The following is a 25,793-nucleotide window of genomic DNA, read 5'->3' as shown; positions in this document are numbered from 1 at the left end:
AATTCACATTGTTCGTATTCGAAACGCATCACACACATAACGCACTCACGTTAAAGCTATTCGTATGTCGGCGACATCTCTAAGCTCGCTACACGTGGTTTACGCTCTAATATGCCCGTGTTCTTCGCAGCTTCAGCACCTAAGAAGGTGGTATTGGTGCGTGAGCCTTGCTCATCGTATTTCGCAATATCAGACAGTTTGATCATGTAACCCGTTACACGAACCAAATCGTTTGATGCAACGTTAGCCGTGAACTCACGGTAACCCGCCTGAATCGCGCCTTTACACAGGTTAAACATCGCTTCAGGATTTGATTTCACTGTTTCGTCGATGGTCAGAATGTCACTGATACCCGAGGTGTAGAACTTATGATGACCCGCGGTAGCACGAACGTAAGAGACAGGATCCGGTTCAGTGCCATAAGGAATACGGACACCCGGAGTCACATCTTCATCTAAACTAATACCGCCTTGAGCGTGCAACAGAGCCTTACCTTCCAGCCCATATTTCACTTCAGAGCTTTCGACGATCTCAGCCAGTTTTTCAGAGATACGGTGACCGAGTTGATTCGCCTGTTCATCGTGACCATAGCGCCCTGCTTGGCCCTCTTTCTCCATCAAGATGTTGACGGCTTCCGCCATGCCATAAATACCAAACATTGGCGCAAAGCGGTCTTCTTCGATAAGACCTTCTTTGGTCAGGAAGCCGTCAAAAAAATTAGACTCTTCATGCAAGAAGCGGCTACGTGCGTTCATCAATTCGATCATGATGTCGCTGTAATTCGGCAATACTTGTTGTAAGAAATCAGCACTGTCCTCAGACTTCAACGCCACTTGCTTTAGGTTCATACGCACCAAGGTGTTTGAACCGCCCGCTAAAGGCAAAGAGTTATAGCAGCTCACAATACCAAAACGCTTCTCACCGTAAGCCTCGGCATGCGCTGGATAGTTTGCGATATGTGGTTTACTGCACTCACAGATATTGCTTGCCGCATGACGAAGTAGATCATCAGGTGTCACAGCAGGGTCGTACATAAAGGTTAGGTTTGGTGCGATCTGCTTCAGTTCAGCGTCTACACGCAAAATCGTACGGCACACAATGTTGTCGGTCGGGCCGATATTCACATGCATAAAGGCATCTGGCAGTGTGCGATCCAGCATAATCCAGAACAGCTTAAGCTTTTGATATACCTGCTCATCCGTCAAGTCGCCAACAAATGGCATCAGTACATCATCCAACTGACCTAGGTATACCGGAATTGATGTCACAGACGGAACATGGTGGTAAAGGATGGTAAGCATGTTCAATGCTTCATCGAAATTAGTTGCCGCGCTAAGCTCTAAATACTTTGAGCCTTGATGTAAGTATTTAGAATAGTCTGGAAGTACATAGCGCGGCTTAAATGGTGCATGCCCTTCAAACATGTCACATAGCACACCTTGTTGTAGGGCTTGCTCTACTTCGTTGCTTACCGGCATATACGGCAAGCTTGCTTCAGCTTCTAAGGCAAGATAACTCGACTTCTGCTTTGGAGACAGGTGGGCATCTGAAATGATATTGCTAAAGCGTTGTTGTTGCTCTGAAAGTTGTGGAGAAGCAGATTGGTGGCTCATGATGAAACCCTTAATATTATCATGGGCTTATTTTATATCTCACTGTTACATTTCCACTAATGAAATGTATGCAAGACTATATTTCCAAAATGGAAATGAGTGATTTGTTAATTGCCTGAAATTAGCTTATCTATGAAAGAAGTGGGAAGAAAGAAGCCAGTGTTGGCGTTGATAGTGATAGTGATAGTGATAGTGATAGTGAAGATATTAAAAGCACTCAATGGCTCGCCTGTTTGAAACACAAACGACTAAAAATAGAAAACCCACATAACTGACCTTAAGGTCGTTGATGTGGGTTTCGTTATTTTAGATGAGCATTACCGAGGCTAGCTCTAGGCATACACAGGATTACAGATGAGGAAGCACTTGTTTGCGTCCAACACCCATCAATACCTTTAACTCTCCTTGTGGAGTGTTGATCGAGAACGGCGTTGATACTTCAACCACTGCAAAGCCAGCTGCACTTAATACATTCTCTGAGCGCTGTTGGCTTACACCGTAGTCTTCGCTGTCGTTCTCTAAGTACCAATCCCAGTGTACAAACGTGCCGTCGTTTTCAAGCAGCGTGTAAATCAGACTGACTGTGTCTTGTAGGTTCGGGATAAAACCACACACCGAAGAGGCTACCACTAGGTCAAACTGGTTTCTGAATGCTGGATGCTGCGCTGCAAGCCCGCGCGATAAAAGATCAACAACAGGTTCAACGTTGGGTAACTCTTTCTTATCTAACTCTTCAATCATCCCTTCAGAGATATCAAGTGCGATGATCTCTTTTGCTAAAGGAGATATTTTCTGGCTGAGTAATCCTGTACCACAACCAAAATCAAGGACACGGGTTCCGTTTAAATCAACGAGCGGTGTTAACTGGTCAAATACGGACTGTGCGAATACTGCGGTCGCGGGATCTTTATCCCAATCAACGGCGTACTCGTCCCATTGTTTCGCCATCATGGCCTCCATCTTTACTTCTTGTAGGTTCGGAACTTCCCCAGAATAAACCAAATTAGTCAATTCGTCATAGAGTTATCATGCAAAGATGGACTATTTCTAAGATAGTCAGCACAATATTCAGATAATATGCACCGACCCCCGCTCAATATGGAAATGAAATGAACCTTTCTCAAGTCCAAGCCTTTTGTTCCGTTGCTGATTTAGGATCAGTGTCTGAAGCTGCACGCCAGCTAGAATGCAACCGAACCAAACTCAGCATGTCGATTAAAGCCTTGGAAAAAGAGTTAGATGTCGAGCTGTTCGTACGCAGCGGAAACCACGTTGAACTTTCTGAAGCGGGCAAAGCCATTTACAAAGATTGCGAAGGCTTGTTGGTGACAGCAGCGCGTATTAAACAGACCTGCTTGCATGTTTCAGGTGAATTTAACGCGGAAATTTGGATTGCACGAGATGACTCCCTACCCGATGGAATGTGGCAGGATTTATCTCACGCCTTAAATAACAAGTACCCTTCTACCTCATTCAACTTCGTTCTCGCGTCGAGTGGCGACTTAGCTAACTTGGTTGAAACTCAGCAAGTCGACTTCGCATTTGGCGTCGATTACGAACGTGTCGATGACCCAAGAATTATCTACAATCCACTTGGTAAGATTCGAATGATGTCTGTGTGTAAGAAAGGACATGATCTGAGTGCGATGCGACGAGTATCGGATGAAGTATTGAGAAATTCGATGCAAGCGACCATGGTTTATCTCAATGAGAAGGATAATCCTGAGCTTGAGCCCTTCTCTCGCCGTTATATTGGCTTCTCTAGCTTCGACTTCATGTTGGATACAATTTTGCGTGAAGAGGCGTGGGGCGTAATGCCAGAACCATTGATTCGCCATTTATTGCGTGAACAAGAGCTAGCGGTGATCAAGCACACTTATGGCCTGACTCAAGAGGACTACTGTATGTTTACCGCGGCAGGTATGGCAGAACACCCTGGTATGAATTGGTTAGCGGATCAGATCAGCGATTACTTGTTTGATTTTTAAAGTGTCAGATAATGTTCTATCTCGACACTTAAAATCATCTAACAAATAGAAAGCCCTCTCTTTAAAAGACCATCACGTGATCAACTAAATAGCGTCCGTCTTCTTCAACCAACACCATTTCAGCCACAAACTCGCCTTTCGCAATGGTATACGCTTGCTTCCACACAAAGGCGATAGAATCTGAGCGTCTAAATAGTGCGACCTGCTTTCGTTCAGCAAAAAAGCCATTGCTGTGTTGATAATGGTGACATACCTTTTCTAAATATTCCGGCGTAACAATGTCTTTCATCCTTTGGGTAAAGTCTCGACAGTGCTGAGCATGATCAACCTTAGTTGAACCGTCCATCAAGTTATCCATGATCGGGTTAGCCATCACCCACAATTCGTTATCACTGATATCGTCAAACTTCATATTGATCCATTCCTTGTCCATTCCAATCCGTGCAGTCTCAGTCTCAGTCTCAGCAGAGTCTAGGAAATCAATGAGACCCTAGCGACTAATGTGTTTTATTAATCATAAACGATCCTATTTCAGTTGCACACCATCCCCAAGAAACACTCAACGTCAATTTTACTGACACCTTAAGTCACCAATAAGTGATTGAATAATAACAGCTTGAATATAAAACGAGTTACTGACATATAAACATCATCAGATAAAGTTTGTAAAGTTAGCTCAATATTAGAACAATGAAGTTATCAAAAACATCTGGAAAATTTTATGTGTGACAGGAAAAGCCAAAACGAAAATCGAGTACTATTGTTCTCAGCCCTTTTAGCATCAGGCTTCGCAGTTGGCGGATTGGTGTTGGGTCTTCTCGTTGGCTCTCTGGTCATAGTATTTGACGGTGTCTATTCTCTTATCAGCTTACTGCTAACTTTATTGTCACTAGCTGCATCGAAATACATTAATCGCCCATCAGATAGGGAGTTCCCGTTTGGTCGAGCCATCATTGAACCAATTGTGATTGCGATTAAAGCCATTGTGATTCTGCTAGTGGTTAGCTATTCACTTTACTCTGCGATTGGTGCGTTGATGACGGGTGGTCGTGAAGTTGATGCTTCTATCGCGACTCTGTTTGGTATTTTCAACGTGTTGGGTTGTGGTTATGCTTGGTGGTACATCGCTAACAAGAGCAAGCGTATTTCTTCAGGTCTGATTCAAGCAGAGTCTAAGCAGTGGCAGATGGATACGCTACTGAGTGTGGCAGTAACGGCTGGTTTCGTAGCAGCTTGGTTAATTACCTTTTCTCCACTTGCAGAATACGCGGTGTATGCCGACCCAATGATGATGTTGCTGATGTCTTTCTACTTCATCAAAGTGCCTTTCGACATGTTACGTGAAGCAATGCGCGAACTGCTTATGATGTCGGCAAACAAAGATATTTGTGACGCGGTAGATAAGAACGTTGTCGCGGTAGACAAAGAAGCGGATCAAGATTTGGAGCTGATGGGTGTGACTAAGGTTGGCCCAGAACTAAGAATTAACGTTGATATTCATACTAACGACCAACAAGCCATTGCGGTCGATGATATTGAACGAACGCGCCGCCAGCTTAAGCGACGCCTATCTAAGATGCCTTATGAGCTTCAATTGAATCTCAATGTTGCGAGTTAAGTTTTCCATAGCAAACGAGGACACTCCTCATCCGAGAAGATAAACTCAGATTAAGAGTGAGATTGAACCTTTTTAGAAGCCGACGCCTTTGCCGTCGGCTTTTCTCTTGTTACCCACCAGCAAGCGAGTGAACCAACGGTTACCATACAAACGCCCTGCCAAAATGTCATGGTCAACGACAAGCCTAAAATCAACGAAGAGAGTACGGTTGCGAAGATTGGCGTAAAATACGACATGGTCGCAAGAAATACCATATTGCCACCCAGAATTGCCGTATTCCAAAGCGCATAGCCTGCGCCCATACAAGCGCCAGCTAACGCTAAATCAATCGCCGCACTCGTTGTCATCACCATGCCTGTTTCATCACTCAATGCGTATTTGATCCACAGAGTGATCGCCGTAGCGATAAAGAAAAGCACAATCGCATTCTGCCCTTTAGCAACGCGCTGTGTGTAGTTGCAGTAAACAGCCCAAATAATCGCACCAAAAAACGCCATAGAATAGGTCTTAGGATTAGTCGCAATGTTGGCAGCAATTTGATCAACAGATAGACCTTGGTCACCACTGATGCTCCAAGCCACACCGAAGAATGCCAAAAAGATACTTGGATAAACCAACCAGTTAATCTTCTTGTCGCTCAGCAACACCGCAAACAACACCGTCAGTGCAGGCCATAGATAGTTAATTACGGCCATCTCTATGGCTTGATGTCGGCTGTTCGCCATTCCCAAAGCCAGAGCCAGGAAAATCTCATAACAAACGAACAAGGCGCCGCCAATCAGCAAGTAAGACTTAGAAAAGCGTGACAACTTTGGTAAACCCATAACACAGACCAACAACAGCGCACTCACCGTGTAAAGGCTGGCAGCACCACCAATTGGACCTAGCTGTTCTGAGACACTACGAGACAGAGCAATCAAACAGCTCCATAGTAAAATGGCGATAATACCGTAGCAGCTATAACGATGAGATTTCAGCACGCCTTTTCCTTTATCTATTTTAGATGGTCACTCTATGGTTAAACCAAGTTAAAAATAATTGGCCGAGTACATTTTCGTACTCGGCCATCAATGCTTTATTTACAAAGCAGCTATCAATTTACAAAGCACCAATCAATTTGCAAAGCATTGGTCAATTAACGAAATCAACCGATTGTGATTGTGATTGCGTATTCGCTAGTAGCAGTCAGTTGTTAACTATTAACTAAGCCAACAGCAGAGCTTGTAAGTCAGCCAAAGACTTCACTTGATAGTGAGGGTTGATGCCTGCTGGTGTTGCCTTTTCTTGACTATTTAACCAGCAAGTTTCAATGCCAAAATCGAGTCCGCCTAGAATATCTGAATGTGGGTTATCCCCGACCATCAATATTCTTTGTTTCGATGGCAACCCAACCAGCTTATGCGCATATTCAAAAATCTCGGCATCCGGTTTGGCTACCCCAACCTCTTCAGAAATAATCACGTGATCAAAGTAATCCGTCATTCCTGTACGCTCTAAACGGATAGACTGAAGCTCTGTAAAACCGTTAGTAATGATGCCCATGTTCACTTTGCCTTTTAAAGACTCCATCAACTCTTGCGCACCCGGTAACAAAGAACAGATATCCGCCATCGCCGTTAAAAATGCACTGTTTAAAGCAGCGGTTGTTGTTTCAAGCTTTTCAGCCCAACTTTCGAAGCGCGTATGTTTCAGTTGGTCTGCGGTAATGCGACCATCTTGGTAATCGACCCAAAGTGGTAAGTTAACCTTTTGATAAGCCGAATAATCTTGCTCGCTGAAATCCACACCAAAGCGAGAAAACATCAGCTTCATTCCTTGATAAGCATCAAAATGGAACAAGGTTTCATCTGCATCAAAGAATATCCAATCGTACTTCATTTTATTTCCTATTATTCGCGCTGTTGAGCAGTGCATGCACTGTTTTTGTCGTTGTTTTTATCGTTGCCTCAAAGGGCGGAGCATCACTTTACTCTCAATTTTGTGAGCCTGTATATAAATCTAATAATTTATAGAAAACAAGCCACAAGTCATGATGTATCGCAAATTTTGCCACATATTAAACCAATACCATACAAGAAATACACTTAGGTACCGGGAGGTACTATGAAGCACTTTTTACCGTCGTCTGTCATGCTCACCCCTTTTCTTGTCAAATACTATGACGAGGAGCCAGAAGACACGCTTGATTCTGAAGAGTCACAAGAACCTCAAATTGAATGCAGTGACGACTCAGATAAAAAGTCGACACAAGCCTAGCTAGAGCAGCTTTCAATGAAAAAGCTTACTTTTCATTGTTATAGAGCACCATTCTGCCCTTAGTTGAATCAATTTATTACTATCCATTACTGACAAAGAACACAGCCAAAATCCATGAAAACGATTGCTATATGAGCCCTATCACAACGACTAGCCACAAAGTGGTAGTTCGGAATCAAAGTTGTTCCAGATCAATGGTCGACCACTTGAATGCCGACAACATGTAGGAAATTAAAAATCATAATTAACGGAGTTTTCCAATGTCTACTGCATTTTACATCCCTACAATCAACTTCATGGGTACTGGCTGTTTGAAAGATGCTGCTGATAGCATTCAGTCTCAAGGATTCAAAAAAGGTCTGATCGTAACTGATAAGATCCTGAATCAAATTGGCGTAGTTAAGCAGGTACAAGATCTTCTTAGCCAACGCGGCGTAGACGCAGTTATATTCGACGGTACTCAACCAAACCCAACCATCACTAACGTGAACGATGGCCTTGAATTGCTGACTGACAACAATTGTGATTTTGTTGTTTCTCTCGGTGGCGGTTCTCCACATGACTGTGCAAAAGGTATCGCTCTGGTTGCTTCTAACGGCGGCAAGATTGCTGATTACGAAGGCGTAGACCAATCTGAAAAGCCAATGATGCCACTGATTGCTATTAACACTACGGCTGGCACTGCATCTGAAATGACACGCTTCTGCATCATTACTGATGAAGCTCGCCACATCAAGATGGCTATTGTTGATAAGCACACAACACCACTAATTTCAGTAAACGATCCTGAGTTGATGCTTGCTAAACCTGCATCATTAACTGCTGCAACAGGCATGGACGCGTTAACGCACGCTATCGAAGCTTACGTTTCTATCGCAGCAACGCCAATTACAGACGCTGTAGCAATTAAAGCAATCGAGCTTGTGCAAGCACACCTAAGAACAGCGGTAGCGCACGGCGAAGACATTGAAGCTCGTGAGCAAATGGCTTACGCACAGTTCATGGCGGGTATGGCTTTCAACAACGCTTCACTAGGTTACGTTCACGCAATGGCGCACCAACTAGGCGGTTTCTACGACCTTCCTCACGGTGTATGTAACGCTATCTTGCTTCCACACGTTCAACGCTACAACGCACAAGTTTGTCCTGAGCGTCTACGTGATGTGGCAAAAGCAATGGGTGTGAATGTTGAAGGCATGACGGCAGAACAAGGCGCAGAAGCAGCAATCAACGCGATTGTTCAACTTGCAAACGACGTGAACATTCCAACTGGTATCGCGCAACTTGGTGCGAAGCTAGAAGATATCCCAACGCTGTCTGACAACGCACTGAAAGATGCTTGTGGTTTCACTAACCCTAAACAGGCGACACACGAAGAGATCTCAGCAATCTTCGAAGCGGCAATGTAATCTAAATACAAGTCACTTTTTATAGCTAACACAAACGGGCTCAACTCTGAGCCCGTTTTCTCTTTTCTGTCCGATGCCTTTCAAATCATTTCCTTTTCTACTAGCCGCGAATCACTTATCACTAAAAAGTCGCATTGTTGCAATCGCTTAGTTATAGTTAAACTATTGATATATAGAATGCAAACAGGTTCCATTGAGTCGTAAGATAGCTAGCACCTCATTATTAGCATCACTTCTTGCTTACTCCGCTCAAGCAGAGGAGAAAAATGAGTGCCACAGTCAGCCGTTAGAAGACGCCCCTGTCGAAAAGGCTTACCATTTCCTGAACAGTAAATTTTGCCAACCCGCTCTGTGGTTTGACAGTTTTTTTGTTGATGACCGCATTACCGAAGATGCCAGAGCTGGAACGTCCGTCCGTTGGTATAACGATTTTATTTACTCGGAAGGTGGCGATGTCGACTACTCAACAAAACTCAAGGCGCGTCTGCATCTTCCTTTTGTGAGTAAACGCCTAAAGTTGATCTACGAGTCTGTCAGCGATGAAGAGTTCTTGGATTTTTTCCCGAATGATTCAGATGAATTGGACAGTGCGTTAGGCCTGCGTTACGACGCTTATGCCAAAGGTTATAGCAGCTTCAATATTAAGGCGACATTACGACCGCGTATTGAAGCTCGCTATCGTTTTACCTACCCTCTCACAACCGATGTGGTATTCAGACTTACCCAGCGGGTATATCAAGAAAAACAAGAAACTGGCGAGATCACTGACGTCGATTTTGATCTTTCTTTAAGTGATGATTTCTTGGCTCGATGGTCAAGCTTTGCAGGGTACAACGACGATCTCAAAGGTTGGAACTATGGTACGGGATTAACCTTGTATCACTACCTTGCCCAAGACCAAGCACTTCAATATAGCGCTACAATTAATGCAACGGATGAGCCTCATAATCATTACGAATACGCTCAGGTTTCGGTTACCTACCGACAAAACGTATGGAAAGAGTGGCTGTTCTACGAACTCATCCCTCGTTATCAATGGGAACGAGAACCCCATGAGAAACATACCGAAGAAGCCAACATCACCCTTCGGCTTGAAGTCCTGTTCAATAATGTGTAGCTCTATAATGTCTAGTTCAACAACGTATAGTTCAACAGTATCTAGCTCAACAGTATCTAGCTCAACAGTATCTAGTTCAACAACGCCTAGTTAGTGTTTGAGATATAAGCATCGAGAGATAAGAACAGAGGCATAAAAAAGCACATCATACGATGTGCTTTTTCAGTTCAATCAAGGCGTAGACTGCAATCTTAACCTTTGTAATTTCTTACTCGCGCCGCTTCTGCTTCACGTTTATCGACAACCGTCTTACCGATTGGCGCCAGCGAGATAACCGCGAGCTTAAGGTGTTGAATCGCGAACGGAATACCGATGATGGTAATGAAACACGCCACAGCTGACATGATGTGACCGATTGCTAGCCAGATACCCGCAAATAAGAACCAAATCACGTTACCAATCACGCCTAGCGGGCTCGTACCGATGTCCATTTCATTGGTCAGCTCTTCACGTGAAATCGCTTCCTGACCAAATGGGAAGAATGAGAAGTTACCCATAACAAAACACGCTCTACCCCATGGAATACCAACGATGGTAAGGAATGCGAGCAGTCCGAAGAACCACCAAGCTAGCCCCATAAATACGCCACCGAACAGAAACCAAATGATGTTTCCTATTGTTTTCATTCTGTATTCTCCAAATCTTGTAATACTGTTTATTTCATATGCCGAGTAAGGCAATACTTGTTCGAATAGGTTCATTATTGTTGAACCTTTATGAACCGTTTATGAATCACTTACATTTTATGTGATTGATACACGCCACGAAACGTCAAATCCGCATAGGGCTCATCGATTTTATTTGATACCATGCTCTTAGATTTTTAGTACCACAAAGCTAAACAGCTACAATAGCTATAACAACTAATTGAAGGCCGAATTTATGAACAACACTGAGCAACCTAAAAAGAAAATGAAAAACTGGGTGCCAATCGTCTTCTTCGGACTTCTCAGCACAGTCCCAGTGTTCATGTTCTTAGTCGACGTGTACATCAACCAGTATATGTAACAGAGCCGGACATCCTAGCTATATAAATGGATATAAGAACCCTTTCCTGTATCCATTTCAGTTCCAATTAGATCAGTTCTTCTTCAGCCAGCTCTTCTGTAATCAACTCAACTCTTCCGTGATCAAATCAGCTCTTCGTTAATCAAATCAGCTCTTCGCTAATAAAATCTAGAATGTCTATCAGCTCATGATCAGGCAAATTTAGTAGGTTATCCCCTACATACCATTCAATCTTACATTGGTTTGGCAACTCACTGATCGCTGGGTTTCCTATCCAAATCTTGTGTTTCTTCGCTATGTTATCTCTCACAATAATGCCGTCTTCGTAACTCACAGGTAAATAAAGATGAAGCATGTTGACCTGCGGTTGCTGCGGGTTAACCGTGAACTGAGGATAATCGAGTAAGATTTGGTAGATCTGTTTTGTTCGCTCAAACAGTGATGGCATCAACTCTAATCGCTCATCAAACTGCATTGCCGCTGAAACCACATAAGGCGTTCGGTGATAAACATTGCCGCCTTGACGCTTCATCCACGCAGATGCTTTCGCCACAAAGGCTTTATCACCCAGTAACAGTGAACCACCGAGACCGTTCAGCCCCTTATAAAGCGAAACATAGGCACTATCAAAAGCCTTGGCAATTTCGCTGTATGGTTTTTGGTAATACGCGCCGCATTCCCACAAACGCGCACCATCCATATGAAGGTGAATTGATTGTTCTTTGCAGTACTGCTTGATCGCTTCAAGCTCATCCCATTCTGGTAATTGGCCGCCGATTTCACGCATGGGTAATTCATATAGAGCGGCTGCAATCTCATCAGGCCACGCCTTTAAGTCATCAACATTCCAAGTGCGAAATACGTTGCCGACTGGAAGTACGTTGAAGCGGTTTTGGAGCTGATACCCTTGGCGTTCATGACGCATAATATGACTCGATTCATGCATCGCCACTACAGGGTTTCTTTTCTCTTGGCACGCAATTTCTAATGCTGTGGGTTGATTCATGGTGCCGGTAATCACAAATACAGCCGCTTCATAACCTAGCAGTTCCGCGACTTTGTTTTCGAAGCTCTCGATAAACTCACCATCGCCGTAGCTATCATGGCTCACATTGTGTCTCTCACACCATTCAGCCATCTGAGCGAATGTTTGTGCTGGAGTCGGTTCTAGGTGACCGGAAAGCAACAAATCACATTGTTGACGCAAGTCCATGCTCATAGTTTTTCCTTTATTCATTATCGTTCTATGTAGGGTTATTGGATTATTTACGTTACCCACCAACGGTGACATAAAATGCCCATATTCGCTTTTACTATTCGTGAATAATTAGTTTTACTCAGTCATCGGCGGCTTGTGCCGGAAATACTCAAATTGACGGATGTTTTATATAATTAAGTACCTAAAAACACACGCATCTAAATAGATAAGTATGGGCTAATTCGTTGTTGTTCAACCATTCTTCTATTATTGTATATCTATAATTCCAATAAATATTATTCGTTAATGGACAAAGAGGGCTATATGTCGAAAAATCGAGTCTTGGTACTATTCGCCCACCCTTCTCAGCATCGCTCTGAAGCTAACAAACCCTTATTTGAACAAGCCAAACGCATTAACGGGGTTACCTGTGTCGACCTCTATGCTGAGTACCCAACCTTCAAGATCAATATCGACCGTGAACAGAAACGCCTGTTGGACCATGACATCATCATTTTTCAATTCCCACTATATTGGTACTCAACCCCCGCGATTCTTAAAGAATGGCAAGACCTTGTTCTCGAATATGGCTTTGCTTATGGCACCGACGGTAATGAACTGCAAGGTAAAAGCTTGTTATGCAGTATCACCGCTGGTGGTAAGAAAGATGCTTATCAGACAGACGGTTATAACCACTTCACCATACGTGAACTGCTTCACCCAATCGAACAAACAGCATCTTTGTGCGGCATGAACTACTTGGCCCCATTGGCTTTATTTGGTTCACGTACTGCGTTGGAAGAAGGCCGAATTCAAGATCACGTAAACAGCTATAAAACACTTTTAGAGGCTTTTGTTGCGGGCGAAGTCGACCTTAAAAAGGCAAGCAAGGCTGAAAAGCTAAACCATTACGTTGATGAACTGATGAGCAGAGGTTAAATCATGACAGGATATTTTCTACAAGCATTTATCTATTTGCTTGCCGCAGTCATCGCGGTTCCTATCGCCAAAAGGCTTGGTCTCGGATCTGTGCTTGGTTACCTGATTGCAGGTGTTGTGATTGGCCCAATTATCGGTTTGGTTGGCGAAGAGACGACAACCATTCAACACTTTGCCGAATTCGGCGTAGTGATGATGCTGTTCTTAGTCGGGCTTGAACTTGAGCCTAAGATGCTTTGGGCAATGAGAAACCGTCTTATGGGACTGGGTGGCCTGCAAGTTGGCGGCACTACCGCGATTGTTATGGGTATTGCCCTATTCTTCGGGCAGCCTTGGACGATAGCACTCACCATCGGTTTGATCTTCGCACTGTCATCAACCGCGATTGTTCTACAAACATTCAATGAAAAAGGGTTGTCCAAAACTGAAGGGGGCAAGAACGCTTTCTCAGTCCTACTGTTCCAAGATATAGCCGTCATCCCTATGTTGGCGTTTATCCCTCTATTGGCGTTGCCAGAATTAATCGAAGCTGCACAAAGCGCAGTCGCTTCGGCTTCTGATCACCATGAAGAGTTGAGTCTTGTTGCTGGCCTACCCGGCTGGGCTTATGGCCTTGTGATCACTGCATCTATTGCGATTGTTGTGGTCGGCGGACACTTCTTGAGTCGTCCACTGTTCCGCTTTGTAGCAAGCTCAGGTCTGCGTGAAATCTTTACTGCAACCGCACTGATGTTGGTGATTGGTATTGCTGCATTAATGAGCCTAGTCGGCCTATCACCGGCTTTGGGCACTTTCCTTGCAGGTGTGGTATTAGCGAACAGTGAATTCCGCCACGAACTTGAGTCTAATATCGACCCGTTTAAGGGACTGTTACTTGGCTTGTTCTTTATTACCGTCGGTGCGGGCATCAACTTTGATGTTCTATTCAACGACTTTGGTTTGATCATTGGCCTCACCCTTGGCGTCATGCTTCTTAAAGCCTTAGTGCTATTTACGTTGGCATTGATCTTCAAAATCAAAAACAGTGACCGTTGGCTGTTTACATTGAGCTTGGCGCAAGCCGGTGAGTTTGGATTTGTACTATTGAGCTTCTCGGCTCAAAACCACGTGTTACCTGCTGGCATCGTCCAAACATTGTCTCTGGTTGTGGCACTTTCAATGTTCCTAACACCAGGGTTATTCATTCTATTTGATAAAGTGATTCTGCCTCGTTACGAACAAAAATCTAACGACCGCGAAGAAGATACTATTGAAGAGAAAGGCACCGTTATCATTGCGGGCATTGGTCGATTCGGTCAAATCGTTAACCGCTTGTTGGTGTCGAACGATGTCAATACGGTGGTTCTGGATCACCAAGCGAACCAAGTAGACTTACTGCGTTCTATCAATATCAAATCTTACTTTGGTGATGCGACTCGTCACGACTTGTTGCATACCGCCGGAATCGAAGAAGCGACAATGCTAGTAGTAGCAATCGATAACCAAGACTCAAGCGTTGAGTTAGTGAAGTACGTTAAACACACCTACCCTAAAGTGAAAATCTTAGCCCGCGCATTCGACCGTGGTCATAGTTATCGCTTACGAGAAGCAGGTGCAGACTTTGTGGAATCAGAGACCTACCATTCTGCTCTTGAAATGGGCGCACAAGCCTTGCGCTCTTTGGGTCATCATCCATTCTTCGTCGAACAGCAAAAATCGACGTATCAACGCGTAGAGAGCCGTAAGTCTGAAAAGCTTTACCAAGCTTGGTCTGAGGCTGAAGAAAATCCACGCTACGACAACAACTACCGACAAATCTTCATTCACCTTGAAGATGCGATGAAAGAAGACATGAAGAAAGACCGTTCAGACAAACACTCTCGATCTGAACGTGGTTGGACACCACCACCAAAAGGTTATGCAGATGGCTTTGAGGAAGAAGAGTCTTAAGCAGAAGTCTAAGCTACAGCTCTAGATGACCATGCAATGCAACCATCAAAAGCGGCTATTTAAGCCGCTTTTTCTTTCATTTAACCCCTACAAAACGTCAAATGAACATAAGTATCAGGTGCTGAAACTCATAATCCGAGATATTTGTGTGATCTAGCTAAAATTTTTAATTTCTGACCACATAGCAAAAGTGGATTCAATTTTTACATTATTGAAACATTCCAACCCTGCATAAACCACACCATAAACATGGCTATATATGCACTCATTCCTGCCATTCAAACATCCACCCAAATCATAGCGACCACTCTCTAAGGCTTGAATTACATTGCATATATCTAAATCCGCCGCAAAAGCCCCAACAAACCCATTCATCAATCAAATAAATAACGCACGACATTCACAAATTCAAACCATCAAAATTAACATAAACATTTCAAAGTATGTCTATCGTTACAATTTGTAACGAATGGCGGTTGTCGGTATAGTCCTGCAATTCAAAAAGTGAGACCTTTGCGCTCACCTTAAAGGAGATATAATAATGATTACTAATGATGCTGTAATAATGGGCATGTTAGCTGTTATTCTTGGCGGTGTTTTTATCACGGAAAGTAGCCAAAATAGCGCACTGAAAAAATTCTACTCGTTCGTTCCGGGTCTATTGCTCTGTTACTTTGTTCCTTCTCTATTGAACAGTTTCGGCATCATCGACGCATCAAACTCAAAGCTGTACTTTGTTGCCAGTCGTTACCTATTACCGAGTGCACTCGTTCTTCTGATCATCTCAGCAGACCTTCGTAAAATATTTGGCCTTGGTTCTAAAGCCGTCATCATGTTCCTAACTGGTACTGTCGGCATTATCATTGGCGGGCCTTTAGCGATTCTAATCATCGACCAAGTTAATCCTGATCTTGTATCTGGCGATGTATGGCGTGGCCTTACAACTGTGGCAGGTTCTTGGATTGGCGGCGGTGCAAACCAAGCAGCAATGAAAGAAGTGTTCGAGGTTGATGATCAACTCTTCTCTGCAATGATTACGGTTGATGTTATCTGTGCGAACATTTGGATGGCCGTGTTACTTATCATGGCAGGTCGCCAGAAGAAGATTGATGCATGGTTAAAAGCAGACACATCATCTATCGAAGAGCTAAAAGAGACGGTTTCTAAATACCAAGAAGAGAACGCTCGCCCAACAACTACAACCGATCTCATGAAGATCACGGCAATTGCCTTCGGTTTAACAGGTTTGGCTCACTTATTCAGTGACATGATTGCACCTTGGATCTCAACCAATGCGCCGGAACTTGCGAAATATAGCCTAACATCCGGCTTCTTCTGGCTGATCGTAATGGTAACAACGTTCGCGCTGATCGCTTCATGCTTCAAATCTACACGCAGCCTTGAGCACAGCGGCGCGTCTAAAGTTGGTTCAGCGTTCATCTACATCCTAGTTGCTACTATCGGTATGCAAATGGATGTGACGGCTATCTTAGACAACCCAGGTTACTTCTTCATTGGTATTACATGGTTAACTATTCATGCCCTTCTGATGATTGTGATGGCGAAGCTTATCCGCGCACCACTGTTCTTCATGGCTGTCGGTAGCCAAGCTAACGTTGGCGGCGCAGCATCAGCTCCAATCGTAGCTGCAGCATTCCACCCAGCATTAGCTCCGGTAGGTATCCTAATGGCGGTACTTGGTTACGCTCTAGGCACATACGGCGCTTACATCTGTGGCCTTATCATGCAGGTTGCTGCTGGTTAATCGAAGCGCTTCAATGCAGTAACACAAAAGGCTGAACGATGATCGTTCAGCCTTTTTCGTTTCTACTCTTCAACTCTTAGATTAATCAATCAAAGACGCCAGCTTATTTTCCACTACAGGACTGATATTAAAGCTCAACATAAAATCCGGACGTGTCTTTTCATCTTTCTCAATATAATAGTTCGCTTCAATGCCGAACTTCCAAGGACGTCCATTCAACACCGTTGTTTTAGTGACACTTATATTTAGTGGAACTTCTGCCTGATCTTCATTCCAGTCATATGAGAATGTCGGTGCAGAGCCAACCGTCCAACCACCACCTAATATCTCTACCCAAAACACTTGTGTTGATGTCTTGTTGATTCGAGTATCAGAATGGCTGGCTCCGTCTCCAGAAACGCCATACAAGTGGTTGGGGAACATACCGACAACTCGTTCACTACTCGCCTTCCCGACCATAAACTCAGGCCCGACAGCAAATTGATCCGCCGTTAAGTCACTGCTGCCCGTCGGCAAAGAAGCAAAGAGACCGAAAGCGACAATAGTACCGCCCTCCATTTTAGGCGCATAAGCTAAATCAAATGAGATGTCTGTAATGCCAGACTGATCCATATGCCGCGAGCTTGCTGGTGTATCCACATGGAAATCGTTCTGTACATAAGAGATAGCCGGACGGAAGATTACTTTATCTCCATTATCCATAGGAAAAGGCAGTGTCGGCTGTAATACGGTTGCGAAAGTATCTCCTCCACCATCGTATCCACCTGAATACTGGAGTTTTAAATTGAGGCTAGCGTAAGCTGTGTTTGGGTTTGCAAGTTCCTTTGCTGCCTGCTCTGCTGCTTGATCGTTTTCGGCTTTCGAAATATCGACATCAGCGCTAGCAAAATTCGGCGTTAATAATATTCCAGTTATTATCAGTGCAAGTGGTTTACAAGCCATGAGCCCTCTCTTCAATAGTAAAACAATAAGGTGAAACTGCTTATTGAGTATTTTAGAGATTACTGCGCAGCAAAATGGCCATTAAGTGACAGAGAGGTGAGTTGATCGTAAGTAGAATTTAGATACAAAAATGCCCCAAATTTCTTTGAGGCATTTAGATTTTGGAAATAACTCAGGGTTTCCCCTATTTGCTTATTCCCAATCTAGGATTACTTTACCAGACATACCAGAGCGCATCATGTCGAAGCCTTTTTGGAAGTCGTCTACTTTGTAGTGGTGAGTAATGATTGGTGTTAGATCTAGGCCAGACTGGATTAGTGAAGCCATCATATACAAGAAGAATTACTAATGGTGATAGGGTCACGACACATTTTCTGAAAAAAATAAAAACCGGGTTAACAATAAGTATTTTCGTGTTAATTTAAAATCTAAGTTATTTGGCCAATCAACACATCATCAACGTACTTAAGCACGAGGTAATGGTAAATTAAGATATGACTTTTACTTAAACATCATTTTATATTTCTAGCTTTATACGTAGGGTTTGATAAAACCTCCTAGCTAGTTCTTTATTTTTTTCAGATAATTTTTTATCATGCGTAGTTGTCCAGAAACAAGATTTGATCAAGTTTTTAATTTCATTTCTTGTCATGCTAACTGGGGTTGATAGGGCCGCCAGTTCTAATAAAAGTAGACAAATATCACTGTTAAATGCAGCTATTTTATAAGCTTCATAAGCTAGATGAAATGCAGCTTTGGGTTTTTTTTCTTCTCGCAGTTTTAACGCATTGAGCTTATTGTTATGCAAGGTTGACATTCGAGATTTAACTTCTCGAGTAACTCCTTGGTATAACTCCAACTTACTAAGCATTATTGATTCATCTTTCTCATCTCCAACTAATATTTTTGCTAAATTCATCGTTTCTTTATAGTTATTTACTAACCCGCAAAGTGCATACATTTGAGAAACTACTATTGTTGTATAGAAGTTACTATACTTAATTTTCTCCGTTCCTACATTTATTGAAATTAGATATGCATCATGAAATTTATTCTCACAACAAAGCAGTATTGATGCTAGTGAATTTAACGCTATCCCATACTCTACATCGTCTTGATAATAATTAATGTATAACTCTCGAGAATGAAATAGATCATTTCTTATATCATCAATTAACATCTTATCTTTATCTTCAATAAAGATAAGCAATTTTGTTAATATCGCTATACATACTAATTTGGGGTCGAACTTACTGGTACCTTCAACTTTCTCTGAGTATCTCTGATAACTTTGAGTTGATGCGTTAAAATGGCCAGTTGAAAACAATAAGTTTGCTAAAACCAAATCTCGTTGTGGATTAGCTGGATTTATTTTTTTTAGAAAACTAAACTCAGATAAAGCTCCTAAGATATCATTTGAAGCAAGCATACACATTGCTAGATTTTTTCTTGCAATCGGATGCGTTGGTTTTAACTTTAATATTCCCTTAAATATGTCTTTCGCTTTCTCATATTCTCCTTCAATCCTCAGGGTGTTTCCATAACCAATTTCTGGCCACAGAGAATCAGAGCTCTTACTCGCCTCAAGATATATTCTCTTTGCTGACTCAATCTCATTTAATTTCAAATGACAATCAGCCTCAATCCTAAGTATATAAGGTATGTATTGAGGGTTGTCAAACTTAAACTCTTCACATAGAGATATTGCAGATGAAAATTTTTTATTGTCGACTAAACTAATTAGAGGATGTAAAACTTCTTTCCTATTCATTACTTTTTTCAGCCTATCAATAAGATCGTTAGCTTTAAATGGTTTTATTAGATAGTCATCTGGTTCTAGTTCGATAAAATAAGTTATTACACTCAAGCTATTATCACCAGTTAGGCATATGAATACTGAACTATTCTTAAGTAATTTTTTTGTTTTTATTTCATCGAGTATCAATGCCCCGTCAATATGATGATTCATATTGTAGTCGCAAAAAACAATGTCAAAGCTGTTATTTTTTAGTATTCTAAGAGCCTTTTCGCTTTCTGTCGTACTATCAATATTTTCGTTTTTAAAACCAAATCTTATTAACATACTTTTTAACAATGAAACGAAAACCTGAGAATCATCGATTATAAATATACTTTTTTCAAAAAACATAACTTACAAACCAATATTATATTTATGATTACTTTAACAACATAATTATAATTCACTAGAACAATGAAGATTGAAGGATATCTATTGCTTTATTGTACTCAAATTCTTCATCAAAGAAGTCGCTGTTTGGTTCAAGGCCATATTTGATTAAAGATATTTGTTTTACCATTCTCTTGTCACAGCATAAAATATGTGTTGCTAACCAATTGACTAAAAAGTCAAAAAGTTGAGATAACTGGCTCTCATTCAATCTTGAAGAGGAATCGACAATAGATCCAATACTACTAATGAAATTTTCATGTTCACAACGATGTTTTTTTATGTGTTCTTCGGGTATGCCTGACCTTGCCATAATACCTTCCTCTTCAGCAAAATGATATATGCTGTAGTTAGAGAGATCGCTGAGTGTTTTTTGTATCTCTTTTATTTCATTTTCTTTTATTTCCTCACCATATCTATTTATTAGTTCTACTAATTTTTTATGTTGATGGTCTATACTATCAATACCAACTTCGAAGTCTTCACTCCATTTTAAGAAATTCATTAAAAATCCTTATAATCAAAAAACTTTGATACTTCATTATTTGTCAACGGTTTGGAGTAGTAAAATCCCTGGCCGATGTTACAGCCTAAACTTATTAATGTACTTTTCTGTTCTTCTGTTTCGACCCCTTCAGCTACAATTGATAAACCTAAATTAGTTGCTAAATCTACTACTGATTTAACGATTACTTGATCATGTATACTGGTTGAAATATCTTGAACAAAAGATTTGTCTATTTTTAAAATCTTTGCATTAATTATTTTTAGGTACGATAGAGACGAAAACCCAGTACCAAAATCATCGATGACAATATTAAATCCAACTTGCTCTAACTGTTGCAGCACGTATATGGTACTTCCTGAGTTGCTCATCAACACCGACTCAGTAATCTCTAGTTCAAAAAAGGTAGGAGATAGCCCCTCATCAATAATTATATTAGTGATCTCTTCAAAGAAATCTGGGTGCTCTAACTGTTGTACCGAAATATTTACAGCTATTCTGTCTGGTAACACCCTACCTTCTGATTGCCAATGTCTGAGTTGTTTGCAGACGACCTTAATGACCCACTTACCAATAGGACACATGATTCTGTGCTTCTCAGCAATAGGTATAAACTCTGCGGGACTAATAATGCCAAACTCAGGTTCGTTCCAACGAAGCAGAGCTTCAACGCCTGTAACTTGCCCAGACTCTAAATAAAATTTAGGTTGATAGACCAAATAGAATTGATCTTTACTTTGTCTGATTGCCTGATTTAACCTGTTTGATAACTCTAATTCGCGATAAAAGCGTATGCCTACCTGTTCTGTGTAGAAGACAAAGTTCCGCTCAGTAGATTTTGCTTCGTACATCGCTAAGTCTGCATGCGAGAGTAGTTCATTCATTGTTGTGCCGTCCGAAGGCCATGTGGCTGCACCGATACTGACACCAAGAAAAGCTTCTTGTCCTTTATTAATTTGAATCGGCCGACTCAGTTCTGCTGCCAATTTAGCTGCTAATAGTGTTGCGCTTTCTTGCGTTGGTTTCCGGTGAACCACAATAAATTCATCGCCTCCAACTCTAGCTGCTAAATCACTAGGCGAAATGACTTGTGCAATGCGTCTCGCAACTTCCTTTAGTGCGGCATCACCAGCAAGGTGACCACAGCTATCGTTTAATTCTTTAAATCTATCTAAGTCTGCAAATAAGATCGTAAAACCGCTCTCTTTACTTGATTGCAAGTCCATAAGCTTGTTAGTTTCTTCAATAAAGTAGGCTCGATTGGGCAAACCCGTTAGGCTATCAAAATGAGCTAGCCTCTTAACGCGCTCCTCTGCGGCGACTTGAGCAGTAATGTCTCTTTTTTCTGCTACGTAACAAATAACGTTTCCTCTATCGCACGTTACCGGGGATATAACAGCTTCTTCAATGTACTCAGTCTTGTCTCGATGGATATTGAAGAATACTCCCTTCCAAGATTTTCCTGCCTGTAATGTACGGTACATATCGCGGTAGGTATCTGCTGGGGTCTTATTTGATTTCAATAGTCTTGGGTTTTTTCCAAGAACTTCACTAAGTCCAAAGCCACTTAATTCTTCAAATTTTTTGTTGGCATAGATAATGTCTTTATTCACGTTAGTGATGACAACGGCGTTTGCACTTTGATCGACAATAGAGAAGAAAAATGACAGCTTTTCTTCTTCCCCCATCACAGAAATACTCTTTTTTGGAATTAATGGTGACTCGGTGTAATCTTTATTGAGCGCATCCGAAAGACAATAATTGCCTACTATGTTGATGGATTTATCTGTTTTCATATTTATTTCTTTTAAGCTAGAGGGCTGATAGCACATTGTTTTTAGTCATTTGCTCATTGCTATAAACCAATTGAAGACCTGTTAATTTCGCTATATTTTAAATTTATTGACGTCACCAACCCTGTGAAAGCGCTTTCTTTTTTGTGTTAATCTCCCAAAGAAACGTAACCAAAATTTCGGTTTCCAGCTGAACAATCGCCTCAACATAAACAGTTAAACCATCTATTAATCCAGTCTTTGCTTTAAGCCTTTTAAAACTAACAATCACAGCTTTAATTGAATGGATAAGAAACGGCCAGTTCAATACATTCACTCCTCGTATGCAACAGACCTTATACATAGGCTACCAGTAAGTTTTACGACTAACTTGATACAGATCATCAAAGAAAGCGCTTTCTTTAATAATTCATTCGAGATTACTTAATCTTTTTATAAACCACGATCCGTTTACTATATCGCCTTTCTCCCCCAGCTTCCCCCAAGAGAGCATCGAAAGTAGATAGATGCTCATAACCTTAAACAAACATTAGTAGTAAAAAGAAATATACGGTGCCAAACCCCATTTACTTGATAGAGCCTAAGCACTTTTACGCTTATGTCTGCCCAGCGCAGTCTAGTATTAGAAAGTGCTAGGACCAACAGTAATGATGATTCAGTACTCTCATAAGTTTAGGTAAGTTGAGTAAAAGCTATATACCACCGATAAAACGAAAGTAAGAGGTACTGATTCATTAACATTAAGCATAATTTGGCTAAACCTTATGATTAAGAGGACTGTTATTGGTGGGGTTATTAAATACAGCAAGAATTTTGATAGCGGCGAATCCAACGTTTGCACCGATAGTGATAATCAATGATCAATGCTCGTAGACAATTTATTCGTTGGCTGTGAAGATTATGTTCTGCTGCCATTTATGAATCCATTGGTGCAATCCATTCAAACTGTGGTGAAGTCAGTCTTGCGTTTATATACCAAAAAATAACCATTAAATATGAATAACTTAAATTATTCATAAATTAGAAATCGCTACAAAAAAGGCGACAGTAATAACTGTCGCCTTTCTAATATCTTGTTACTCAGTTAAAGACTATTCCCAATCAAGGATTACCTTGCCTGAAAGCCCGCTACGCATAGCGTCAAAGCCTTTTTGGAAGTCATCAACCTTAAAGTGGTGAGTGATAATTGGTGTTAGATCTAGGCCTGATTGAATCAAAGAAGCCATCTTGTACCAAGTTTCGAACATCTCACGACCGTAGATACCTTTAATAACCAAGCCTTTGAAGATTACTTGGTTCCAATCTACTGCCATGTCTGATGGTGGAATACCTAGTAGAGAGATCTTACCGCCGTGGTTCATGTTAGTCAGCATGCTGTTAAACGCAGATGGGTTACCAGACATTTCTAGGCCTACATCGAAGCCTTCAGTCATGCCAAGATCAGCCATTACGTCTTCAAGCTTCTCTTCCATTACGTTTACTGCGCGAGTTACACCCATTTGACGAGCGAGGTCTAGGCGGTATTCGTTTACATCAGTGATTACAACGTGACGAGCACCAACGTGCTTAGCAACAGCAGCAGCCATGATACCGATTGGACCAGCACCAGTGATTAGCACGTCTTCGCCTACTAGGTCGAAAGAAAGCGCTGTGTGTACTGCGTTACCAAACGGGTCAAAGATTGATGCTAGATCGTCAGAGATTTCTGCAGGGATCTTAAATGCGTTGAACGCAGGGATCACAAGGAACTCAGAGAACGCACCGGTGCGGTTTACACCAACACCTGTAGTGTTACGACAAAGGTGAGTACGGCCGCCACGACAGTTACGACAGTGACCACATGTGATGTGACCTTCGCCAGATACACGGTCGCCGATTTCAAAACCACGAACTTCTTGGCCAATGCCAACAACTTCACCCACGTATTCGTGACCTACTACCATAGGTACTGGGATTGTGTTTTGTGACCACTCATCCCAGTTGTAGATGTGTACGTCTGTACCACAAATTGCGGTTTTCTTAATACGGATAAGAAGATCATTATGACCCATTTCAGGTTTTTCAACCTCGGTCATCCAGATGCCTTCTTCAGGCTTAAGCTTAGAAAGTGCTTTAATTTTCATAATGTTATCCAGTTCATCTCGCCTAACTGTAAGGCGAGAATCAAAAATCTATTGTTCTATTGGGTGTTGTTCTATCTAATCAAAGGATGCATAAGGCACCCCTTTAAAATTAGATGATAGCCATGTCTTTACCAACTTGGATGAACGCATCAATTGCACGGTCTAGTTGCTCACGAGAGTGTGCAGCAGACATTTGCGTACGGATACGAGCTTGGCCTTTTGGTACTACAGGGAAAGAGAAACCTACAACATAGATGCCCTTCTCTAGTGCGCGCTCTGCGAATTCAGCCGCTACTTTTGCATCACCCAGCATGATTGGGATGATTGCGTGGTCAGCACCGCCCATAGTGAAACCAGCAGCTTCCATGCGAGTACGGAAGTGAGCAGAGTTTTCCCATAGTTGAGTACGTAGGTCACCAGATTCCGCAAGAAGATCTAGAACGCGGATAGACGCAGATACGATTGCTGGTGCAACAGAGTTAGAGAATAGGTATGGACGAGAGCGCTGACGTAGCCAGTCGATCACTTCTTTCTTACCAGAAGTGTAACCGCCTGAAGCGCCACCCATCGCTTTACCAAGCGTACCTGTGATGATGTCGATACGGTCAACAACGTTGTGGAACTCGTGAGTACCCGCGCCGTTTTCACCCATGAAGCCTACTGCGTGAGAGTCATCAACCATCACTAGTGCGCCGTACTTATCAGCAAGGTCACAGATAGCAGGAAGGTTAGCAACTACGCCGTCCATTGAGAACACGCCGTCAGTTACGATTAGTGTGTGACGAGCGCCTGCTTCTTTCGCTGCGATAAGTTGCTGCTCTAGCTCTTCCATGTTGTTGTTCGAGTAACGGAAGCGCATTGCTTTACACAGACGAACACCATCAATGATAGATGCGTGGTTTAGAGCATCAGAAATGATTGCGTCTTCTTTGCCTAGAATCGTTTCGAATAGGCCAGCGTTTGCATCAAAGCAAGATGTGTAAAGGATAGTGTCTTCTTTACCAAGGAACGTAGATAGCTTTTGCTCTAGTTCTTTGTGAGAGTCTTGAGTACCACAGATGAAACGTACTGAAGCCATACCAAAGCCGTGCTGATCCATACCATCTTTAGCTGCTTCGATAAGAGCTGGGTGGTTAGCAAGACCTAAGTAATTGTTTGCACAGAAGTTTAGTACTTCTTCACCAGTCGAGATAGAAACCGCTGCTTTTTGTGCAGAAGTAATAATGCGCTCTGACTTGTAAAGACCTTCTTCTTTAACTTCTTCGATTTGAGTTTGAATCTGTTGGTAAAATGCAGAAGACATTGTCTATTCCTTCCTAATTATTATTCAGCAGCATCGCGCGCCGCATTATGTAGGGGATGTAAACGATTTCAATTCGATCATTTACACTGTAAAACTTAT

At 42.1% G+C, this 25,793-nt stretch carries 22 protein-coding genes and 1 pseudogene; 9 read left to right on the top strand and 14 right to left on the bottom strand.

Features of this window, described 5'->3' with window-relative positions; translation table 11 throughout:
• Nucleotides 1-56: 56 nt before the first annotated feature.
• Both OCU90_RS18400 and OCU90_RS18395 read right to left on the bottom strand, forming a co-directional pair.
• Nucleotides 57-1,613, bottom strand: coding sequence for a YjjI family glycine radical enzyme (locus tag OCU90_RS18400; protein ID WP_061023386.1), 1,557 nt, complete (start codon nt 1,611-1,613; stop codon nt 57-59).
• Nucleotides 1,614-1,961: 348 nt separating this feature from the next.
• Nucleotides 1,962-2,561, bottom strand: a complete 600-nt coding sequence (locus tag OCU90_RS18395; protein WP_004730240.1) for a class I SAM-dependent DNA methyltransferase — start codon at nt 2,559-2,561, stop codon at nt 1,962-1,964.
• Between the two features lie 161 nt (nt 2,562-2,722).
• Here OCU90_RS18395 and OCU90_RS18390 point away from each other — a divergent pair, with 161 nt between their 5' ends.
• The gene (locus OCU90_RS18390) at nt 2,723-3,601 is read left to right on the top strand and encodes a LysR family transcriptional regulator (RefSeq protein WP_004730238.1); all 879 of its coding nucleotides are present in this window, start codon (nt 2,723-2,725) and stop codon (nt 3,599-3,601) included.
• A gap of 61 nt (nt 3,602-3,662) precedes the next feature.
• Here the strand turns inward: OCU90_RS18390 and OCU90_RS18385 are convergent, their stop codons facing one another.
• A complete protein-coding gene (locus OCU90_RS18385; protein WP_061023384.1) occupies nt 3,663-4,013 on the bottom strand; it encodes a hypothetical protein in 351 nt (116 codons plus the stop codon).
• Nucleotides 4,014-4,322: 309 nt separating this feature from the next.
• Between OCU90_RS18385 and OCU90_RS18380 the strand changes: the two genes are divergently transcribed.
• Complete coding sequence (locus OCU90_RS18380) at nt 4,323-5,219, top strand: cation diffusion facilitator family transporter (RefSeq protein ID WP_004730235.1); 897 nt, start codon at nt 4,323-4,325, stop codon at nt 5,217-5,219.
• A 50-nt stretch (nt 5,220-5,269) separates the two neighbouring features.
• Here the strand turns inward: OCU90_RS18380 and yddG are convergent, their stop codons facing one another.
• Together yddG and yjjG are read right to left on the bottom strand one after the other, a co-directional pair.
• Nucleotides 5,270-6,199: an aromatic amino acid DMT transporter YddG gene (gene yddG / locus OCU90_RS18375; RefSeq protein WP_017079752.1), complete on the bottom strand. Its 930-nt coding sequence runs from the start codon at nt 6,197-6,199 to the stop codon at nt 5,270-5,272.
• Nucleotides 6,200-6,422: 223 nt separating this feature from the next.
• The gene (gene yjjG / locus OCU90_RS18370) at nt 6,423-7,097 is read right to left on the bottom strand and encodes a pyrimidine 5'-nucleotidase (protein ID WP_017089582.1); all 675 of its coding nucleotides are present in this window, start codon (nt 7,095-7,097) and stop codon (nt 6,423-6,425) included.
• A 225-nt stretch (nt 7,098-7,322) separates the two neighbouring features.
• Here yjjG and OCU90_RS18365 point away from each other — a divergent pair, with 225 nt between their 5' ends.
• The 3 genes from OCU90_RS18365 to OCU90_RS18355 all read left to right on the top strand — a co-directional run bounded on the left by OCU90_RS18365 (nt 7,323) and on the right by OCU90_RS18355 (nt 10,001).
• On the top strand, nt 7,323-7,475 hold the full coding sequence (locus tag OCU90_RS18365) for a hypothetical protein (RefSeq protein WP_004730229.1): 153 nt from the start codon (nt 7,323-7,325) through the stop codon (nt 7,473-7,475).
• Between the two features lie 260 nt (nt 7,476-7,735).
• Nucleotides 7,736-8,884, top strand: a complete 1,149-nt coding sequence (gene yiaY / locus OCU90_RS18360) for an L-threonine dehydrogenase (RefSeq protein ID WP_004730228.1) — start codon at nt 7,736-7,738, stop codon at nt 8,882-8,884.
• A 193-nt stretch (nt 8,885-9,077) separates the two neighbouring features.
• Nucleotides 9,078-10,001: a hypothetical protein gene (locus OCU90_RS18355; RefSeq protein ID WP_061023381.1), complete on the top strand. Its 924-nt coding sequence runs from the start codon at nt 9,078-9,080 to the stop codon at nt 9,999-10,001.
• 191 nt (nt 10,002-10,192) lie between these two features.
• Here OCU90_RS18355 and OCU90_RS18350 read toward each other — a convergent pair whose 3' ends face one another.
• The gene (locus OCU90_RS18350) at nt 10,193-10,627 is read right to left on the bottom strand and encodes a YccF domain-containing protein (RefSeq protein WP_061023379.1); all 435 of its coding nucleotides are present in this window, start codon (nt 10,625-10,627) and stop codon (nt 10,193-10,195) included.
• Between the two features lie 256 nt (nt 10,628-10,883).
• On the opposite strand from OCU90_RS18350, the gene OCU90_RS18345 reads away from it, so the two are divergent.
• Entirely contained in the window at nt 10,884-11,009 is a 126-nt protein-coding gene (locus tag OCU90_RS18345; protein WP_017060906.1) for a hypothetical protein, read from the top strand.
• 142 nt (nt 11,010-11,151) lie between these two features.
• Here the strand turns inward: OCU90_RS18345 and OCU90_RS18340 are convergent, their stop codons facing one another.
• Nucleotides 11,152-12,228, bottom strand: a complete 1,077-nt coding sequence (locus tag OCU90_RS18340) for a threonine aldolase family protein (protein WP_061023376.1) — start codon at nt 12,226-12,228, stop codon at nt 11,152-11,154.
• A gap of 303 nt (nt 12,229-12,531) precedes the next feature.
• Between OCU90_RS18340 and OCU90_RS18335 the strand changes: the two genes are divergently transcribed.
• The 3 genes from OCU90_RS18335 to OCU90_RS18325 all read left to right on the top strand — a co-directional run bounded on the left by OCU90_RS18335 (nt 12,532) and on the right by OCU90_RS18325 (nt 16,840).
• Nucleotides 12,532-13,146: an NAD(P)H-dependent oxidoreductase gene (locus OCU90_RS18335; RefSeq protein ID WP_017060908.1), complete on the top strand. Its 615-nt coding sequence runs from the start codon at nt 12,532-12,534 to the stop codon at nt 13,144-13,146.
• Between the two features lie 3 nt (nt 13,147-13,149).
• Nucleotides 13,150-15,075: a monovalent cation:proton antiporter-2 (CPA2) family protein gene (locus OCU90_RS18330; RefSeq protein ID WP_061023374.1), complete on the top strand. Its 1,926-nt coding sequence runs from the start codon at nt 13,150-13,152 to the stop codon at nt 15,073-15,075.
• Nucleotides 15,076-15,616: 541 nt separating this feature from the next.
• A complete protein-coding gene (locus OCU90_RS18325) occupies nt 15,617-16,840 on the top strand; it encodes a DUF819 family protein (RefSeq protein WP_017105084.1) in 1,224 nt (407 codons plus the stop codon).
• Between the two features lie 81 nt (nt 16,841-16,921).
• On the opposite strand, the gene OCU90_RS18320 is transcribed toward OCU90_RS18325, so the two are convergent.
• The 7 genes and pseudogenes from OCU90_RS18320 to OCU90_RS18290 form a co-directional block, all read right to left on the bottom strand.
• Complete coding sequence (locus OCU90_RS18320; RefSeq protein ID WP_061023370.1) at nt 16,922-17,782, bottom strand: hypothetical protein; 861 nt, start codon at nt 17,780-17,782, stop codon at nt 16,922-16,924.
• 192 nt (nt 17,783-17,974) lie between these two features.
• Nucleotides 17,975-18,115: pseudogene (tdh, locus tag OCU90_RS18315) on the bottom strand (L-threonine 3-dehydrogenase); the annotation flags it as partial.
• 184 nt (nt 18,116-18,299) lie between these two features.
• Complete coding sequence (locus tag OCU90_RS18310) at nt 18,300-19,931, bottom strand: response regulator (protein WP_061023368.1); 1,632 nt, start codon at nt 19,929-19,931, stop codon at nt 18,300-18,302.
• Between the two features lie 55 nt (nt 19,932-19,986).
• Nucleotides 19,987-20,475, bottom strand: a complete 489-nt coding sequence (locus tag OCU90_RS18305) for a bacteriohemerythrin (RefSeq protein WP_061023365.1) — start codon at nt 20,473-20,475, stop codon at nt 19,987-19,989.
• On the bottom strand, nt 20,475-22,271 hold the full coding sequence (locus tag OCU90_RS18300) for a sensor domain-containing protein (protein WP_240513409.1): 1,797 nt from the start codon (nt 22,269-22,271) through the stop codon (nt 20,475-20,477). The genes OCU90_RS18305 and OCU90_RS18300 overlap by 1 nt, the downstream gene beginning before the upstream one ends.
• A 1,088-nt stretch (nt 22,272-23,359) precedes the next feature.
• On the bottom strand, nt 23,360-24,391 hold the full coding sequence (gene tdh, locus OCU90_RS18295) for an L-threonine 3-dehydrogenase (protein ID WP_017105200.1): 1,032 nt from the start codon (nt 24,389-24,391) through the stop codon (nt 23,360-23,362).
• A gap of 109 nt (nt 24,392-24,500) precedes the next feature.
• On the bottom strand, nt 24,501-25,694 hold the full coding sequence (locus OCU90_RS18290) for a glycine C-acetyltransferase (protein ID WP_017059545.1): 1,194 nt from the start codon (nt 25,692-25,694) through the stop codon (nt 24,501-24,503).
• Nucleotides 25,695-25,793: the final 99 nt, after the last annotated feature.

The sequence above is a fragment of the Vibrio splendidus genome, assembly GCF_024347615.1.
GTDB classification, from domain to species: domain Bacteria; phylum Pseudomonadota; class Gammaproteobacteria; order Enterobacterales; family Vibrionaceae; genus Vibrio; species Vibrio splendidus.
This window is presented reverse-complemented; position numbering and strand designations above follow the sequence as displayed.